This is a genomic window from Vibrio sp. 1F255, assembly GCF_041439145.1.
GTDB lineage: Bacteria > Pseudomonadota > Gammaproteobacteria > Enterobacterales > Vibrionaceae > Vibrio > Vibrio crassostreae_C.
The window spans coordinates 132,942-150,257 of sequence record NZ_JBGONQ010000007.1 but is presented as its reverse complement, the minus strand read 5'-3'; the positions used below and the strand labels follow the sequence as shown (position 1 = coordinate 150,257).

The window sequence follows — 17,316 nt, the reverse complement described above, 5'->3', positions numbered from 1 at the left end:
GATTAGTCAAATATGGCGTCGTTGAACCTCAAGCTGATTTGATCAACAACGCCCTGATGTACTGGTTTCTGATGGGAATAAGTTCTATCGAATTCAAGTGAAATCGGTAGAGTGCTTTGATGAAAACACCGTTGTTACTGACCAATGGCAGAATACACAGATTGATTATGTAATATATTTCTCAAGATGTTCAAATTGGGGATATATTGCGCCGCCTTTTAAGGGAAAGAGGAAGGTTAATCACCCCGAGCATATAAGATTTCACCAACACTCCAAGAACTTCTTAAAAGCTTTCGGGCGAGCTTAGTAAACTCTATTCAGGGTGAAAACCGTGAAGAGCTTTGTTGGCACTATTGTGCTGACTCGTCTCTGCCCCATTTTTGTTGAGCTCATTACTATCTATAAGTTAGCTAATCATTATTTGACCAACTTTTTCTAATGTAGGTATGGTGTATAAGACTTATCACATAAATTTAGGTGGAGTTTAAGGTGAATAAAGAAACCAAAAAGAATTTTGATAAAGTATTTCAGACTGCGTTAGCACTGTTTGGTAGTGAAGACGCTGCTAATCACTGGCTCAAGCACCCAGCTCGAGGGCTTGGCAACAAACGACCAATTGATATGCTTTCGACAGCCGAAGACACCAAGGCTGTACTCAATTTGATCGGCCGTTTAGAGTATGGAGTGTTTTCGTGACCTTTGTTGCACAATTTGCCTAAAGTACTTCTGCCACATCCATTCTTTCAGAAAATAACCAATCACTCAATTAGCACATCATTTAACTTTTTTCTAACAGGTTCATCAGTTGATACTGACTCTCTGGTAATTCAGTCATAATGACAGGGAAGAACGGCACACGCACACCATATTATTCAGTAAAATAAGATTATTTATTCGCCAGTAATTAGTCGGACTTGTACAGGAATAAGTGGCATGAGTATATCGGATATAAAAGTAGTAGAGTTTCATCAAAAGCAAGGTGGCCAGTCTGTTGCTGCCGATGAGTTAACAAGCTACTTGATTGACAGTGGTTCAATATCTAAATTTCATGATACGCTGCCTGACGATCTGAGACGAATACTTGCTCCTTTTGTGGGACAAAGCCGAAATGCTTACCTCAATGCATTAAAGTCCCGATTAAAATCAGAAAGGTGGGTGGCAGTAAAAGCGTCATCTTCAGTGTCCGCTTCTTCTTATAAAAGTGCGTACTACCCTCCTGTGCATCAAGAGCCTAAACTCGCAAGCGTCCAAACCACCGTCAGCCATACGGAAGAAGACCAAAGACCAGATCTTGAGTACGCTTTTGAGATCTCTTGCTCCCAGTCGTCTTTTAAAGAGCATGTTGGGTGGGACATGGCGTTAGCTAAAACGAGTACTTCACCGATACATTCCCGTTGGAGCGAGCAAGAAAACGAGCACAGCATTCAATTGGTGGCCAACATAAAAGAGGGTGCGCCAAGGACGCTTGCATTGTCATCGAGAGGTTCTTCAGTACCCCTATCAATCTCTGACGTCTTAGCCAAGCCTAAAGGGACAAATTCGCTCAATGAAGCTTTCCTCGTCGTGATGCCGGCTGTACAGTTTGGTGAACGACTAGGGCTTGCCACTCAAGGGTATTATTACCATTTTAGTGAAGGCAAGCTCGTTCAAGAGTACAAAATTATCGGTAATGGTAATTGTCGGTTCTGCCTGACCTATTCGGATGAACTCACTCTTAGCGATGAGCTTCGTCCTACCGCTTGGCAAAGTGCGATACCGATTCAATGGCGTATCGATAATCAGGTATTGGACAACCAGCACTTACTCTATCTACCTCGTAAGTTGACACAAGATGAGTTTTCTACGGTGAATCCAGCGTGGCTCAATGAGCAAGGACTTTCGTTGAATATTTCAGAACTTGTTGATGCTGGACAGGGCAAGGAAACTCCTAACGAACGGTATCATGCCCCTCTGGATTGCCATTACTCACACCCTGGCCGTTTATTACATGGGACAGAGATTGTCGCCATCAATAGTCCCAGTCTCGTTGCCAAAGGTATTCCGGTCGTGAATCTTCGCCCCGAAAAACTCTTTCGTATCGGCGTGTTTTTTGATGGCACGGGGGCCAACGATAAGAATGACGCTTACAAAGAGCTGCGTGGAAATAAGTCTCGCAGTAATGTGGCGCGTTTGTTTGCGGCTTATCCTCAAATTCAAGGTGAATCAGCAAAAATATATATATCGGGAGTAGGCACCGTCGACATTGAAGACGACAGTCAGCGCCCCTCCATCATCGATGCAGCAAAAGATGAAACCGGTCCAGAGCAGGCGCTAGGGGTGAGTGCACAACAGGCGTTTGATGGAGACCTTGCTGATGCTATTGCGGGCATTAGTGGTAAAATCTTGCTCAACTATGTGGATGGTGAAAATGGAGCCTTTTACAAATGGCAAAGTTTGCTTAGTCAGTTTCAGCGCACTATCGATGAATTGGATCAATCGGGCTCTTATAATGACATCACTCATATCGTTTTTGATGTCTTCGGCTTTAGTCGAGGTGCTGCTTTGTCTCGTCACTTTGTTAATACCCTGTATCAAGGTTTACCTGATTACCATCGACCTGTCACGGGCAAGCAAGCAGATGTCACGATTTACCCTCATCTACTGGGTAATGAAAGCAACAAAAAGTTTTCAGAAGAAGGTGGTTATGAGCGAGATGATACGAAAGGCGTCAGTGTACGGTTCTTGGGGTTATTTGATACCGTAGGGTCGTTTTACTTAGCTGGCAATAACGATGAAGGTAATTTTCAGTTGGGCCTAGAGCCGACGATGGCCACCACGGTCTTGCAGTTGGTTGCCGAACATGAGTATCGGAAAAACTTCCCATTAACCTCACTGAGTCGTGATAATTGGTTACCCGATAATTTCTACCAAGAACATTTTCCTGGATGCCATACCGATGTGGGAGGCGGTTATCCTTCAATTGAGCAATACGAGAAAGGGGGACTCCCTGACTATGTGGGCTTTCCGGTGAGCAGTACCTATAACCGTAACGAAATAAAATCAGAAATCATTGATATAGTGCACGCTAATTTTGCATATCCAGGGGGAAGTCTAGATAAGGCTGCGATGATAGAGCGCACTCGTCAAGTTAAAGACACCGAATGGAAAAAGATGTGCCGACAACGATTTGGCCACTACGGTGAGGTTAAAGAAAAAGACAACACGCTCTATTTTTATCACTTTAAACCCGTGAGTAATGCGATAGCAGGACTAGCCCTTGAACGCATGAAGCAGCAAGGAGCAATGGTTGGCATTGATTGGTTTGAAGATGATTATCAGGAAAACCTAACCCCTGACTATGTCACCGATGAGCTTTGCCAATCTTTATGGGGTGAATTATCAACCAAGCCATTGGGAGAAATAACCGTTGAAGATTGGAAAGCAACGCTTCAGTCACCGGTGATCTTTGACAACTATATCCACCGCTCTCATGATACGGTGATGAATCTCCCTTATAAGACGATAGCTGAAACGATTATAAATGGCATTACGACAGATGAAAAAACAGAAAAAACACCAGAGCGGAGAATTTGGGACAATGCCTAAGCACTTAATCACGTTACTCTTCATAGCAGTCGTCGCCTTAAGTGGCTGTCAAGAAGAGCAGCCGTTAATAAAAGCGACCATCGGTAATGCTGGAAGTATTAGTGGAAACTACGGGATCCGAGATGTCGCTATTCAAACCACAGGCGGTGGATGGACAGGCTTTGGTTATGGTGGCGTTAATGGTTACCCTGGAGCCAGTGCTGACATCGGTAAAATGGGCGTCCCAAAATACATCAAAGGAACTTGGCGTAAAGGCCGCAGCGACAAGGGTGAAACACTAACTTACTACCGTATTGATGCACCGATCGACTCTGAATTAGCAGAGAAAAAAATGCGCACTCTGCAACATTATTATAAAGACTACCAGCCTAATCGAGCTTCAATGCAGGTCATCGTAGATGAAGAGCGTATTCAAGTTATGTTTACTGTTGGTTGTTATTCTTACCGGATGGATTGTTCACCAAGTGAAGTCGCGGATCCAAATGGATGGGTGGTGATGAACCCATCAAGCACAACTGAAGTGGTTGTTTTGTTTGATGGTAAAGGTGAGTCTTCGCCTGTACCATTCGAATTATAGTTTTGATACTTAACTGCTCCGCACCATTAAAATAGCACTTCAAGATACTTATAGTTATTAATGGTTTGTCCAAAAGTTTGTTATACGCATGCTCACTATGTCTTTCTAGACGATTGTTTGTAGTGTGGTAATTTTACTACGTTGAATTTTAGCAGTTCTACAAATATGCAGACTTCCGATGCAATTTTATGCGAACTTATGTTGCAAATGGTACTTTAACTCGTTGATAGTTGGTTTCCGTTATGAAGACTTATGTTGCAAGCATCACCAATACCACGACCAAACCACTTCTCTTCTGTAAATTTAGGGCCTGTAAAGTGATAGTCCTTACCCTGATCCGTTTCAAGAAAGCCTGCGTTGAGCCCCATTGAACCACCAAACACGCTATCTAAGCGGCCGTTGAGTAAGTCGGTAAAGGCTTCATCGAATGAGCCGTAACGTTTGATATCTACATCTGGATAGATCTCAGAAAGGTACTTGTCACCAATAGTTGCTCGTTGAACCCCAATTGTTAGTTCATTTAAGCTGCCGTCATCCATATTGATTTCACGCCCCTTTTCCATGACAAAACGAGTGGGAACTTTAGCGTAAGGCATAGTGAAATTAACTTTCTTTTCACGTTCTTCGGTAATGGTCATAGCCGCTATAATTGCATCGTTTTTACGGCTTAAAAGTGATGGGATAATACCGTCCCAATCAGTTTTTGAGATGATACATTTTACTTCTAATTCGATACACAAGGCGTTGGCTAAATCGACTTCAAACCCCTCTAATTCACCATCTTGCGTTGTCCAACTGAACGGTGGGTAGGCCCCTTCAACAGTAAAGCGAATTTGTTTCCAATCTTTTGCGTATGTGAACACAGAGAAAACACTGACGAATGCAACAAGTATCCATTTCATTGGTTATTTCCTTATAGTAATAATGGATATGGATAATTAACCAATTGTTAACATTTATCAATGCAAATGCATATTGATGTGAGCAAAGGCATGCAGATCAATTAGTTTGCTCCAGTTTTATTGCCAGAAGTACTGTTAGCGTATTTAAGGACGTTAACAATACTTATCCGATTAATCCGCAGGTAGCGTTACAGCAGACGATTTTTCCCCTCGAATGAAACCCAATTTATTGTTTTTCCCTTTACTGGCTCGACTATAGGTTGGAGCTGTGACTTGTTACTGCGAGTGCGATGGCTGCAGTTAAAAGCGCTGAGCCACCGATTTTATTCAGGTACGTTGGGTGATCTTGCATAAACCCGAGAAGCTTTTTGGCAGAGGTGGCGTAAATCATCACCCACGTAAAATCCAACACTGCCATTGTGGGGCACATCACCAACATTTGTGATAACAGGGGCTTGGTTGGGTCTATGAACTGGGGGAAGAATGCAGTGAAAAAGACAATCGCTTTGGGGTTACCCGCTGCAACGAAGAAACCACTTAAATAGAGTCTGTGGCCTGAAATCGCGGTGGGTGAATTGGTGGTTATTTGTGCATCACACTCAGGTTTATCACGCAACATCTTGATACCCATATACAGCAATGTTGTGACTCCAAGCCACTTGATAACGGTGAACGCCAGCTCAGACGTTGACATTATGACGCCAAGTCCAACAGCAACAATGATCATCTGTATGAAGTTTGCTGAGATATCGCCTAGTGCCGTAAAAATAGCTTTATTAACGCCATATTTCATTGAATGAATGACGCCCAACAAAATGCTGGGACCTGGCGTCATGGTTAAGATAAGTGAAGCGAGGCAGAAGGTTAGCCATGTTTCTATAGTCATTTGTTTTCTCCGGGTGACTGGTATCTATTTTTCGGAAAAAGTAGTCTGCTAGCATAGAGATAGATATCAAAATAACCTGAGGTTATATAAATGGTTGAAGACTTGGAAAGCATCCCATCATTAGTTCCCAAATTACTTCTGCAGTTACTAGCGCTCGGAAGTATCACTGATGCCGCTCTGGTATTAGGAGTCAGCCAACCCGCAGCGAGCAAAGCTCTTCGACGTGCTGAAGATGTGTTAGGTTTCGCTTTAGTCCGAAGAGACAGTCGTCCCTTATTGTTAACAGAGGAAGGGAGGTTGATTGCTGAGTTCGCGAAACAGCAGGAGTTGCAGGGAGGGGTGTTATTGAGACAGCTTCGACTTATTCAAAAAGATGGGGCTGGACAGGTGAAAGTGGCTTCTTTTGGCGCATCCGCTTCCACACATATTTTACCCAGCCTAATTCATGCGATCAGCCAACACTTACCTCAAGTTAAAATTGAAATAAGCGAGTTTACTGATGAAGGAGCATTATTAGCATTGCGAGAGGGGCGCGTAGATTTTGCAATCGCGGTTGATAAAGAGTATTTGGATCTAGATATCATCCCAGTTTTTACTGACCGTATGGTGGCTTTAGTTCATGAAGATGACCCTTTATCCCAGCTGCCAGTTTTGTCGGCTGTGGATATCGAAGATCGAGATTTTATATTGAGTAAAGGGGGCAGCGAGGCGCTCATTAGAGAATGGTTTAAGCTATCAAAATCTCGCCTTAGAGAAAAACACACCATTGTTCAATTGACCTCGATACTTGCTTTGATTAGAGCGGGCTTAGGTGTTTCTATTGTTGCAGAGCTTGCCGTTCCAGAATCTCATCCCAGCGTAAATGTTATTCCTCTTGCGCCCGAGTACCCTCGTAATATTTGTGTAGCGAAAAGAAGCGGTTGTTTTTCTTCGAACGCAGCCAGGTTAACTTGGGATTTTTTGAGTAAAAATAGGTCACTTAATTACCTAAGCAAGCGAGGTCATTAAGTGCGAACAGACGTTTAGCTGTCATTGCCTCATTTAATTCGCAGGCAACACAACGGCAGACGCTTCTTCCTCCGAATCTTCTTTGTCTTCTACTTGGTCAGCAACCCAATCAATCGTCTTTGTTAGATAGAGCTTGTTGGTTTCAGTATCACACCAACTTTTTGATAACCCTCTTCGATTGAATTCACTGCCAATTGCTGCGAGTGTCTGGTTACTTGAGCGCCCGTAATACAAGGTGTCGCACAGTTGCAGGTTCGACATTGATTGTGGGTATGTATTAACCGACGAGGAATTCATGCTCAGTGCTTTTGATTGGTTATGAGTGCACCCAGTTAGGCTCAGGAAAAAGAAAAGGATTAGCGTATTTTTCATGGTGTATCAGATCTGTTGCCGATGATTTGAAGAGAGTATTGCCATGATTGCCACACTAATTTGTCAATTTCTCGCCAACTAGTTATAGACCAAGACTTTCCTCCCAGTTAGAAAGCGTTATTAAGCCAACGATAAAAACGGTATTAACAAACAAAAGCGCAATTTTGTACAAAAGCTGAAAGAGACTATAGAGTAGACTGATAAGTCACTCGATAATCAACAGGCTTGGGGATTGTTATGGAGAACAAGAAACGCTCTAAAGAAAAGGCCGAATATAAGCTCACAGAAGAGCTCGGTGGCCTTGAAACCCTTAATGCTGAATACGAAAAGCAGAACTTCTCGCGCCATAGCCACGAGGGCTACACACTTGGTGTTATTGAGCAGGGCGCTCAGCGTTTCTATCGGACGGGCGGGCATCATATAGCACCACAAGATGCGATCATTCTGGTCAATGCCGACGAAGTTCATAGCGGTCACTCTGCCACTGAAGGTGGTTGGGCATATCGAGCCATGTATCCTCTCCCAGAGCAACTTGCCAAGATCACTCAAGAGCTTAACCTACCGAACTACGGCGCGCCTTACTTCCCAAGAGCGGTTGTTGAAGACCCTGAACTCGCCAATCAATTGAGATTAGTCTTTAACACGATTGATGAATCTGACAATCGCTTGTTAAGAGAAACCTTGATGTACGGGATGTTGGTTAAACTGATTAGCCGACACGGAAAATCGCCGCTTAACCCTCAACTCGATGGGAAAACTCAGCGCCAACTTGTCTTAGTGAAAGAGTTCTTAGATGATTTTCCACAAGCCGATGTGTCCCTAGAGGAGCTATCTAAGCTAGCGGCATTGAGCCCGTTTCACTTAGTGCGTTCTTTTCAGAAAGAATTTGGTCTTCCGCCGCATGCGTATCAAATCCAATCTCGGTTAAGGCTTTCGCGTAAGTTATTGAAACAGGGACATACCATTTCTGATACCGCGCAAGAGTGTGGTTTTCATGATCAAAGCCATTTTCATCGACACTTCAAAAAGGCCAATGGATACACGCCGGGGCAATACATCAGAATGCTCTAAACTTGCGTGTCTAAGGCATGGCTAACTTGTGTTAAGTGCGGTTAAGTGCTGTTAAGTGCTGTTAAGTACGGTTAAGTGTGGCAAACAGAGGGGCATGAAATCGAGCAAGTTTGTACAATCGAACCGACTCAACTCCTCTTACATTGAATAGCCAATGTGAAGAGAGAAAAGAACTATATGGATAGTGAAACAATGGATAGACGAACACAGTTATGGAAGGGCGTTTTAGCGGGAATGCCTTTGAGCATTGCGGTAATCCCTTGGGGAATTCTAGCGGGTTCATATGCGATAGATGCAGGATTGAGTCAGCTTCAAGCGCAAGCGATGTCGGCTATTTTGTTTGCTGGCTCAGCGCAACTTGTCGCCGCGGGTATGTTTAAAGCGGGTATTGGTCTAGGCACCATGTTGTTGACTACCTTATTCATCACCTCAAGGCACTTTCTGTATAGCGTATCGATGCGCGAAAAAATCAGTCACCTTCCGGCTCGTTGGCGCTTATTGCTGGGCTTTTGGCTCACCGATGAGCTGTTCGCGATTTGTAGCGGGCAGTCTCAGAAAGAATTTAATCGCTGGTATGCTGCGGGTGTAGGCGGCGGTTTTTATCTTGTTTGGAATATCGCGAGCTTTGTTGGCATTGTCGCGGGAAGCCAAATTCCATCACTTAACGAGATTGGGCTCGACTTCGCGGTCGCAGCAACCTTTATTGCGTTAGTTTTTCCATTAATCAGAACAGTGCCTGTCGTCGTATGTGTGGTGGTTTCATTGGTCACTTCAGTTGCTATGTCGGTTAACAATATTGAGGGCGGGCTAATGATTGCAGCGATTGCCGGAATGTTAGCGGGCTTTATCAGCGAATCGTTCCAAGAGCGAAACAACGGTAACAAGACAATCGTGGAGGGGAAATAGAGATGATTTGGTTAACGATATTCCTCATGACTGCGATTGTTTTCTTTAGTCGGTATTTGTTTCTTGAGCCTGCAATCCCGCTTCGACTCAATCAAACCGCAAGGCGCCTATTGCGCTATTCAAGCCCAGCGGTGCTGACTGCGATTTGGGGGCCAATTGTATTTGCTCCTGAACAAACATTTTGGCCAAGCCTTGAAAACCCATACTTAATAGGCGCGCTGGTCACAGGTCTGTTGATTTGGAAAACAGGCAATGTGTTGCTAACGATCGGCGTCAGCATGGCGGTGTTTTTATTTTATAACCTCGTTGCGGTTGATTACCTTTTTAACTGATTGACCTTGCAACGTATAGCGTGGTGGCATCTAATGTACTGATTCACTGTTTGTGTGTTTAGGTTTTGGTAAGGAGTTAGTTTGGCTAAGAAATATTATGTGGTTTGGAAAGGTCGCACACCGGGTATTTTTACCACTTGGAACGAGTGTAAATCCCAAGTCGATGGTTTCGCTGGTGCGAGATATAAATCGTTTCCAACACTAGACGAGGCTGAGTCTGCTTTCGGTGGTAAAACGTCGTCTGCGTCAGGTTCTACTGCGACAAAGCCAAGCTCTGCGGGTAAGTCGACGAAAGCTAAGGTGCCGCCTCTTTCGGAGCAGCAAATCACAGATATGCCTTTTGATATCAAGATCTTTACTGATGGTGCGTGTGAACCAAACCCTGGTGAAGCAGGGACGGGGTTAGCGGTATACCAAAACAACCAATTAACCGAATTGTGGTATGGCTTGTATCAACCTGTTGGTACCAATAATACCGCTGAGTTGCATGGCCTTAAACAGGCGTTTTTGCTCGCAAAAGAGAAGCTAAACGCGGGTCTGTCTGTTGCGATCTATTGTGACTCTAAGTACTCAATTGATTGTATTACTAAGTGGGCAACGGGTTGGGAGAAAAAGGGCTGGACTAAGTCGGGCGGCGAGATCAAAAACCTCGATATTATTAAGCCTGCATATGCGCTCTACCAAGAACTGGCTTCAAAAATTACCATCTACCATGTGAACGGACACGTTGGTATTGAAGGTAACGAACTGGCCGATAGAATGTCGATTGTGGCTATTTCATCGAAAGAGCAACAACTCGCTCAATATCGTGACATCGAAGATATTGAGTCTATTTTGGCACTGCGAGCAGGCTAGTTAGGCTTCTTAATGAAAAGCTAATGAAAGTTACTGAAAGCATAAGTCGCGATCATTGGGCAGTGTTTGACGAGCGTTACATTTCAAATTGATGTAGCGCTCTTTTGTTTTGTGGTGCTCCGCTTTCTTATGGTGCTTAGTCGTTCTTGTGAGACGTAGCAGCCCTTGCGATGCTTACTGCCTGAGTTAATCCTTATTGAGCTGGGTTCTCTATCCAACGAGATAATTGCTGAGCTTGTTTGATCGAATTAAAACTGTCTTTCACTCTCTCACGTGCCTTTAAACCCATCGATGCTTTATCGTTGCTGCTTAGCTGCGCGAAACGCTCAATCGCTTCTCTTAATTCTTCCACGTTTTTTTCGCTAACCACAAAGCCTGTCTCTGGTGAGACGATCTCTTTGCATCCCATGATGTTGGTGGTAATGACTGGTGTTCCCACAGCCATCGCTTCTTTTAAAACCAGAGGCCCTGTATCCACACATCCGGTTTCGGAAAAACAGAAGGGCGCGATTAGACTGTCATAGTTCGATAGTTTTTCTTTTACCCATTCGTGAGGTTTCGCTCCAAGAAAGGTCACGTTTCGAGCAAGTCCTTTTTCTTTGACCTGCAATTTTAACTGTTGCTCTAAATCGCCAGTACCGATGATATCGAGATGAATGTCGAGAGGTTCGGCAATCGGCGCCAATGCATCAATAAGATGGTGGATGCCTTTTTGCTCCACTAATCGGCCAAGGAAAACAAAGCGAAGTTGTTTCGTTTCGGTTTTTGGGTTGAGTTGGAATTGTTTAGTATTCACTCCGCAGTGCAGGAGCTTAATGTTTCCTTTCGCCATGGTATTGAAGTCAGCGAGCATGTCTTTACACACTGCAACCACAAAATCACTCGATGAGATTTTATGTTCAATGTCATAAGCGAACTCGTAAACATCATGACCATGAGCAACGAACGAACAGGTGATATTCAGCAGCTTTGCCGCGACGATGGCGTGAGCAGTGGTGTGCTGACAGAAATGCGCGTGAACGTGTTCGACGTCGTTTTCCGCGAGTTGCAGCGCTAATTTAAACCCATAAGCGAACAGTGACTTTTTGGGCATGCTGGTTTGCTTAGAAATAAATGAGACAGCCTTGATGAAACCTATCCAGTTAATGCTGGCGACTTTACCCTTCCGAACATTTTTACCTATTTCGACAATGTCGTAGTCGAACTGTTTTTCACTGTTTTCAATTTTGAACGTCATTACACAAACATCGTGCCCACACGCTTTCACAGAGTCGACTTCTGTTTGAATGAAGGTCTCACTGAGTACTGGGTAGGTTGGCGCCACAAATGCTACTTTCTTCATTCCTTACTCCTCAAATCCATATGACTAAAGCTATCAAGCCAAGGTAATAACCAATAAAGCAAGATACGAACCAAGATCGAATCGTAGCTTTGGAGGGCTTTCTGATTGCTTTTCGATGGTTACCCCTTAAGAGGTAGCTCGTTTTCTCAAATTGATAATCAAATTGGAGTTGCAGTTTTTTTGAACATCTGTGTTTGGTCGTCATTTTGAGAATGGACGCGTAGGTGGCTGATCTAGATGTGATTTCATAGCAAGACACTCTCGGCATAGAACATGCAACGTCAGCCATATAACGTATAAATCTGAGGGCGTCATTATGGCTAAAGTAAGTGTTGTTATTCCTACCTACAATTGTTTGGATTACCTGCCGAAAGCGATTGGCAGTGTACTAAAGCAGACTCATCAAGATGTTGAGCTGATTGTCATTGACGATAACAGTAACGATGGAACGTCGACGTATCTTGCTTCTATAGACGATGAACGCATTATTACGTTGTCCACATTGGGTGTTGGTGCGCCTCAAGCGAGAAACCTAGGGATTGAAAAGGCGACCGGTGAATACATCGCTTTTTTAGACGCAGACGATTTCTGGTTTCCTGAAAAAATTGAGCGCCAACTCGAATTTCATCAACGTTACCCTGATCTCGCGATGAGCTTTACTAACTACGAGCATCTTACTGAAGATTACCAAGTAATAGTCGACTGCTTTAGTTACTGGTCGCAGTTTCAAGATCAAGATGAGCTGTTCATCAATATCGAGAACCCGTTGGAGTTCATCATAGAAAATAACGTGATTGGAACATCAACGGTCATGGTGAAAGCGGATGTGTTTTCTCAAACAGACAGTTTCAATGCTGACATCAAGTATGGGGAAGATTGGGAACTGTGGCTTCGAATGAGTGAAAACCATCAGATCGGTGTGTTGAACTCGGTGCAGGTTGGCTACTTGATGAGAGCGAGCTCTGTTACCCAAACTGAAAGTCTTAAATTGAGAAATTTGCAGTCTATAGAGACTATTCTTCAACATTACCAAAATGACAGTCAACGATGGAATCTACCCACTTCTAGCTTCAAAATCGCAAAGGCGAGAATACTGGAAGGTTATGCTGACTATTATCGAGGTTTACAACAGAATAGACAGGCTATTGCCTACAGTTTCCGTTCTTTGGTCATGTCACCTCAAAAACGCACATTGCGACACCTAATTGGAGACTGTAAACGTTTCCTAAAGCCAGCTTGGTAAGGAAAAGGTGACGACTATGGGTTCTTTAAAGCAGTCGGCTTACTACGCCATCGGTATATTAATGATGAAAGGGATTTCATTGGTGATGATCCCGTACATTACGCACAATATGACGTTGGCAGAGTATGGTTCCTTAGAAGCCATTGTCTTGCTGGCAGACATTGGGACGATATTGTTCAGCTTCGGTATTGTCGATGCCATGTATCGTTATGTGGGTGTCGCCGAAGGTGATGAAAAGCAAAAGCTCGTCTCGAACTGCTTCACATTGAGCGTGCTGGTGTGCGTGCTTGGGGGCGCCTTGATTGCCCTCAGTATGCCGTTGTTAATCTTAATGTTGCCAGTTGAATTCCAGCCTTACCAGATACTGCTTCTGCTTATTCCTACCATGCTCGATGGGGCGATTTCTATCCCGCTAACGCTGATGCGTATGAACGCGATGGCGAAACGTTTTTGCATGCTCAATGTGTTGAAAGCCGGTGTTCAAGCCATCATGACTTTTGTTTTGCTTGAGGCTGGATACGGTATAGATGGCGTGTTGATTTCAGCTGCGGTATCCAGTGTGTTGCTAATGGTTTGTTTAGTGCGTTATCAATGGCAAGAGATGGGATCTTTTGGTTGCTTCAAATACTCGGCGAAGATCTTAAAATTCGGACTGCCCGTTCTGGTTGGCGGTGCATCAATGTATATGATCATGGGGCTCGACCGCTGGGTAATGGCAAGCTTCGTCGGTGTCGAAGAACTCGCGATTTATGCGGTTAGCGGAAAGTTCGCGTTGATTCTTGGTCTGTTGTTGCAGCCTTACGCGCTTTGGTGGTTTCCAAACCGTGTGGCGATGCTTCAACAGCCGGGTGGCAGTAAGATGTGTGCCGATAGGGCGTTAGTCGGAGTGAACCTCGCCATTGTTTTAGGTTCGTTGATGATTCTAACGGTACCCGGATTTATTTCTCTCATTTTACCGAGCAGTTATCATTACGCGGGGGCCATTGTTGTTGCGCTGCTTGCGATTAGCGTTATCAAAAATGCAGGTGATTATCTTAACCTTGGTTGTTTCAGTGGCGATTCGAGTCAATCTCAAATGTGGATTCAAGGTGGATGTGCGGTCTTGGCGGCCATTGGTTATTTCACAGTGACGCCTATTTATGGCGTGTGGGGTGTTGTCGCGGTTCTTTGTGCAACTTATGTTGTGCGGCTCATGCTTCTGTATGTTGTAAGCCAAGCGATGGAACAATTACCTTATGAACACAGCAAGTGGGTAACCGCAGTTAGCATCGCATTAGTAGCGATAGCGAGTGATCAACTTCTGGGATTGGTGTTGGTTGATGTCCATGACTTTATTCTTGGATCGGCTGTTGGTGTAATCGCGCTGGTGGCCTTTGTTAAATACTCAGTGATCGTTGTCCCGCAAGCTCTGCTCGACAAGTTGATGCTGGGTAAGCATTCACATGTGAGTTGAATTCATGTCATCCAAGCTCTGGGCTTTCTAATCGGCATTCTTAGATATCATAATTCCTGACAATAAAACACTGTTCATAATGCTTCTGATTAGATAGTATTTATAAATTCAGTGAATATTAACGATGGAAAGATATATGAATAAGTGGATGCTGCTCCTTTCTCTGTTTTCAGCTGCCTCATACAGCGCCTCTGAGTTTTCAAGTGAGGGTATTACTGCTCCCGACTTCAATTCACCGGATTTCAAGCCGCCTGAAGTTTCCCAACAGGAGCAACACAATATCGTTTGTGAAAGTGTCGTTTGTAATTCAATCTCGCGATCGCAGCCAGTTCCTGAATTGGGCGAAGTACCGGATAGAGAGCCGAATAAAACATTAGAAACGATAGCGAGTGCGATTTTCATCGCGGGCGAAATTGGTATTGCAGAGAATTTGATTGAACCAGACGAAGAGCATTATATTGTCGAGTAATGGTTAATTAAAATGGCGGCATGTGAAGCGGTAAATATAGAGCTTTCTGCATTCGTTCATTGATTAAATATTTACGAAGTTTTTAACAAGGACGAAAAATGGAAATCTGGAAGTTAATGCTATTCATCCCCGCTTGTTTTGCGCTCAACATGACTCCGGGCCCAAACAATTTGTTATCAATGAACAACGCCCGTTGTTACGGATTTCAGGCCGCCTTTGTCGCAGGCCTAGGAAGAATCCTCGCTTTTTCTGGCATGATTGCTTTGGCTGCATCTGGCTTAGCGGTTGTGCTTTATACTTCTGAAACGCTGTTTTTCCTGATCAAACTATTTGGCGCGATGTATCTGTTGTGGATCGCGTTCAACCTATGGCGCTCACACGCCAGTCCGGTCGTGGATATCGAACGAAATAAGAATTGGTTTGGTCTGTTTAAACAAGAATTTGCACTCGCTGCTGGCAATCCAAAAGCGATACTCATTTTCACTGCATTCCTTCCTCAATTTGTCGATGTTTCAGCGAACGTAAATACTCAATTCTTTGTTTTAGGTAGCACCTTTCTAGTGTTAGAAATGCTCGCGATATCGATCTACGCGGCATTTGGCTTATACCTCAGAAACTGGTTCTCTAAGCCACAAATGGCAAAACGTTTCAACAAAGCGTGCTCGGTTTTTCTTGCGTTATCTGGTGCGAATTTGTTGGTGAGTCGACAGTAGTTCTCATTTTGCTTGTCTAGTTTATCGTTAATCTTTTAAGGTCTATCTATGAATATTGTCTGTGCGGAAAAACAGGAATTGTCTGATATCTACCAGCTTGAACATGCTTTGTTTGGCGATCACGCCTATCCGTTGTTTTTCTTTCGTCAGGCATTTGATTGCTGGGGGAAGGGCTTGCTGGTGGCTAAACAAGATTCGCAGGTTGCGGGCTATATATTAATGACACCAACCGACAAACAACAAGAGTATTGGGTTTTGTCACTGGCTGTTGATACTGCTTACCGAGGTATGGGGATTGGCCGTTCATTGATGCAACTGGCGATAGAAACCTTGCCACAAGGTTCCAAGCTTTTACTTACCGTTGATCCAAGTAACAGTTCGGCTTGTGAGCTGTATTTGTCGATGGGTTTTGTGACCATCAAAGAAGAGAGTAATTATTTCGGTGACGATGAGCCTCGTCTGGTCATGCAGCTCATCATCTAGTTCCCGCTTCATGTATCTGTTTAGATATAGGCATCGCATGCTTAAGTTAGCATCACGATACCGTGCATCAATACCACGCTAGAGGTCAGCCGAGTCCTCATATCAAAGTAGCCATCAGGACCTTGGCTCTGGTTCTCTTCTCTCATCGTCCTTTCAGCTCGCCAAACCGCAATATAACCAAAGATGAGAATCAGAGTTGTCACTAGCTCTTTTTGTTCGCCAAGCAATACTGCCAGCCAAGCGATGAGCACAATCGCGTTGCTTATTAGCAGTGCTTTGTTACTTGATTGGCTTTCAAAGTTTTCGATGCCATTTGCCCACAAGATCCCTGAAAGAAAACTCAAAATTGCCACGCTGTAGGTGATGAACAGCGTTTCACCGCTTATCCCCATAAATTGGCTGTCGGTGAGCGAAAGGAGAAGACCGAATAAAAACGGAATTAACCCCATGTACCCCAGTTTGGCCATGGTGTTACGGGTTTGAGTTGTTGCCATGTAATCCGCCTTCATAACTGCTGCTCAATCGCGTTTTTGAGCGTGGCACTCACTGGAGATGTGGAGCTAGGGAAGGTGGCGACGACTTTACCTTCTTTACTGATCAAGAATTTGTAAAAGTTCCATTTAGGCGTTACGCCCGCTTGCTGTTGTATCTCTGTAAACACGGGGTTGGCGTTGCTACCAGACAGTGAAGCTCGTGCCATCATTGGGAAGGTCACGCCATAGTCTAGGTAACAAACCTTTGCCGTCTTCTCTTCGCTTCCCTTGTCTTGGCGAAAATCATTACTTGGGAAACCGATAACCGTGAAGCCTTGGTCTTTGTAGGTTTGATGAAGTTGCTCGAGTTGCTCAAACTGCGGAGTGAAGCCACATTGGCTCGCTGTATTTACCACCAATAGAGTTTTGCCTTGAAACTCATCGCACAAGGCGATTTCTTCGGTTGAGTTTAACAAGCGCTGTTTGCCATTAAGTATTTCGGGACAGATCGCTGCAAAGGCGATGGAACTCGTGAGGTTTGTAATCAGTGCGGTTGAGCAAAGTAGTGAACATTTCATAGGGTTGGCTCATTTTAGTTGGCGTAATGGTTATTACTCTTGAGCACGATGAAATGATCACTTTGCGT

At 44.1% G+C, this 17,316-nt stretch carries 18 protein-coding genes and 1 pseudogene; 13 read left to right on the top strand and 6 right to left on the bottom strand.

Annotated elements, in window-relative coordinates; translation table 11 throughout:
• The first annotated feature begins 489 nt into the window (after window positions 1–489).
• From ACED41_RS06765 to ACED41_RS06755, 3 genes are all read left to right on the top strand, one after another.
• Window positions 490–696, top strand: a complete 207-nt coding sequence (locus ACED41_RS06765) for an antitoxin Xre/MbcA/ParS toxin-binding domain-containing protein (RefSeq protein WP_371724701.1) — start codon at window positions 490–492, stop codon at window positions 694–696.
• Window positions 697–933: 237 nt separating this feature from the next.
• Window positions 934–3,585, top strand: a complete 2,652-nt coding sequence (locus ACED41_RS06760; RefSeq protein ID WP_371724700.1) for a DUF2235 domain-containing protein — start codon at window positions 934–936, stop codon at window positions 3,583–3,585.
• Window positions 3,578–4,162 carry a hypothetical protein gene (locus ACED41_RS06755; protein WP_371724699.1) on the top strand — a complete coding sequence of 195 codons (585 nt, stop codon included), beginning with the start codon at window positions 3,578–3,580 and terminating at the stop codon, window positions 4,160–4,162. The genes ACED41_RS06760 and ACED41_RS06755 overlap by 8 nt, the downstream gene beginning before the upstream one ends.
• Window positions 4,163–4,422: 260 nt before the next feature.
• Here the strand turns inward: ACED41_RS06755 and ACED41_RS06750 are convergent.
• Both ACED41_RS06750 and ACED41_RS06745 read right to left on the bottom strand, forming a co-directional pair.
• Window positions 4,423–5,064, bottom strand: a pseudogene (locus ACED41_RS06750) (transporter substrate-binding domain-containing protein); the annotation flags it as partial.
• Window positions 5,065–5,317: 253 nt separating this feature from the next.
• On the bottom strand, window positions 5,318–5,950 hold the full coding sequence (locus tag ACED41_RS06745) for a LysE family translocator (protein ID WP_102548287.1): 633 nt from the start codon (window positions 5,948–5,950) through the stop codon (window positions 5,318–5,320).
• Between the two features lie 90 nt (window positions 5,951–6,040).
• On the opposite strand from ACED41_RS06745, the gene ACED41_RS06740 reads away from it, so the two are divergent.
• Complete coding sequence (locus ACED41_RS06740) at window positions 6,041–6,958, top strand: LysR family transcriptional regulator (protein ID WP_371724698.1); 918 nt, start codon at window positions 6,041–6,043, stop codon at window positions 6,956–6,958.
• A gap of 33 nt (window positions 6,959–6,991) precedes the next feature.
• Here the strand turns inward: ACED41_RS06740 and ACED41_RS06735 are convergent, their stop codons facing one another.
• Window positions 6,992–7,330 carry a hypothetical protein gene (locus ACED41_RS06735; protein WP_017084570.1) on the bottom strand — a complete coding sequence of 113 codons (339 nt, stop codon included), beginning with the start codon at window positions 7,328–7,330 and terminating at the stop codon, window positions 6,992–6,994.
• A gap of 237 nt (window positions 7,331–7,567) precedes the next feature.
• On the opposite strand from ACED41_RS06735, the gene ACED41_RS06730 reads away from it, so the two are divergent.
• The 4 genes from ACED41_RS06730 (at window position 7,568) to ACED41_RS06715 (ending at window position 10,494) form a co-directional block, all read left to right on the top strand.
• Complete coding sequence (locus ACED41_RS06730) at window positions 7,568–8,401, top strand: AraC family transcriptional regulator (RefSeq protein WP_371724697.1); 834 nt, start codon at window positions 7,568–7,570, stop codon at window positions 8,399–8,401.
• 177 nt (window positions 8,402–8,578) lie between these two features.
• Window positions 8,579–9,307, top strand: coding sequence for an AzlC family ABC transporter permease (locus tag ACED41_RS06725; protein WP_371724696.1), 729 nt, complete (start codon window positions 8,579–8,581; stop codon window positions 9,305–9,307).
• 2 nt (window positions 9,308–9,309) lie between these two features.
• Window positions 9,310–9,639: an AzlD domain-containing protein gene (locus ACED41_RS06720; RefSeq protein ID WP_371724695.1), complete on the top strand. Its 330-nt coding sequence runs from the start codon at window positions 9,310–9,312 to the stop codon at window positions 9,637–9,639.
• Window positions 9,640–9,720: 81 nt separating this feature from the next.
• Window positions 9,721–10,494: a viroplasmin family protein gene (locus tag ACED41_RS06715; protein ID WP_050652361.1), complete on the top strand. Its 774-nt coding sequence runs from the start codon at window positions 9,721–9,723 to the stop codon at window positions 10,492–10,494.
• A gap of 193 nt (window positions 10,495–10,687) precedes the next feature.
• On the opposite strand, the gene ACED41_RS06710 is transcribed toward ACED41_RS06715, so the two are convergent.
• Window positions 10,688–11,836 carry a glycosyltransferase family 4 protein gene (locus ACED41_RS06710; protein ID WP_371724694.1) on the bottom strand — a complete coding sequence of 383 codons (1,149 nt, stop codon included), beginning with the start codon at window positions 11,834–11,836 and terminating at the stop codon, window positions 10,688–10,690.
• 316 nt (window positions 11,837–12,152) lie between these two features.
• Between ACED41_RS06710 and ACED41_RS06705 the strand changes: the two genes are divergently transcribed.
• The 5 genes from ACED41_RS06705 to ACED41_RS06685 all read left to right on the top strand — a co-directional run bounded on the left by ACED41_RS06705 (window position 12,153) and on the right by ACED41_RS06685 (window position 16,197).
• Complete coding sequence (locus ACED41_RS06705) at window positions 12,153–13,079, top strand: glycosyltransferase family 2 protein (protein WP_371724693.1); 927 nt, start codon at window positions 12,153–12,155, stop codon at window positions 13,077–13,079.
• Window positions 13,080–13,095: 16 nt separating this feature from the next.
• Entirely contained in the window at window positions 13,096–14,532 is a 1,437-nt protein-coding gene (locus tag ACED41_RS06700; protein ID WP_371724692.1) for a lipopolysaccharide biosynthesis protein, read from the top strand.
• A gap of 136 nt (window positions 14,533–14,668) precedes the next feature.
• Window positions 14,669–15,001: a hypothetical protein gene (locus ACED41_RS06695; RefSeq protein ID WP_017062216.1), complete on the top strand. Its 333-nt coding sequence runs from the start codon at window positions 14,669–14,671 to the stop codon at window positions 14,999–15,001.
• 98 nt (window positions 15,002–15,099) lie between these two features.
• Window positions 15,100–15,714: a LysE family translocator gene (locus ACED41_RS06690; RefSeq protein WP_371724691.1), complete on the top strand. Its 615-nt coding sequence runs from the start codon at window positions 15,100–15,102 to the stop codon at window positions 15,712–15,714.
• A gap of 48 nt (window positions 15,715–15,762) precedes the next feature.
• Window positions 15,763–16,197: a GNAT family N-acetyltransferase gene (locus tag ACED41_RS06685; RefSeq protein WP_371724690.1), complete on the top strand. Its 435-nt coding sequence runs from the start codon at window positions 15,763–15,765 to the stop codon at window positions 16,195–16,197.
• A gap of 41 nt (window positions 16,198–16,238) precedes the next feature.
• Here the strand turns inward: ACED41_RS06685 and ACED41_RS06680 are convergent, their stop codons facing one another.
• Together ACED41_RS06680 and ACED41_RS06675 are read right to left on the bottom strand one after the other, a co-directional pair.
• The gene (locus tag ACED41_RS06680) at window positions 16,239–16,706 is read right to left on the bottom strand and encodes a DUF3429 domain-containing protein (protein WP_017062213.1); all 468 of its coding nucleotides are present in this window, start codon (window positions 16,704–16,706) and stop codon (window positions 16,239–16,241) included.
• A complete protein-coding gene (locus tag ACED41_RS06675; protein WP_371724689.1) occupies window positions 16,703–17,248 on the bottom strand; it encodes a glutathione peroxidase in 546 nt (181 codons plus the stop codon). Before ACED41_RS06675 ends, ACED41_RS06680 begins: the two co-directional genes overlap by 4 nt.
• Between the last annotated feature and the right edge of the window lie 68 nt (window positions 17,249–17,316).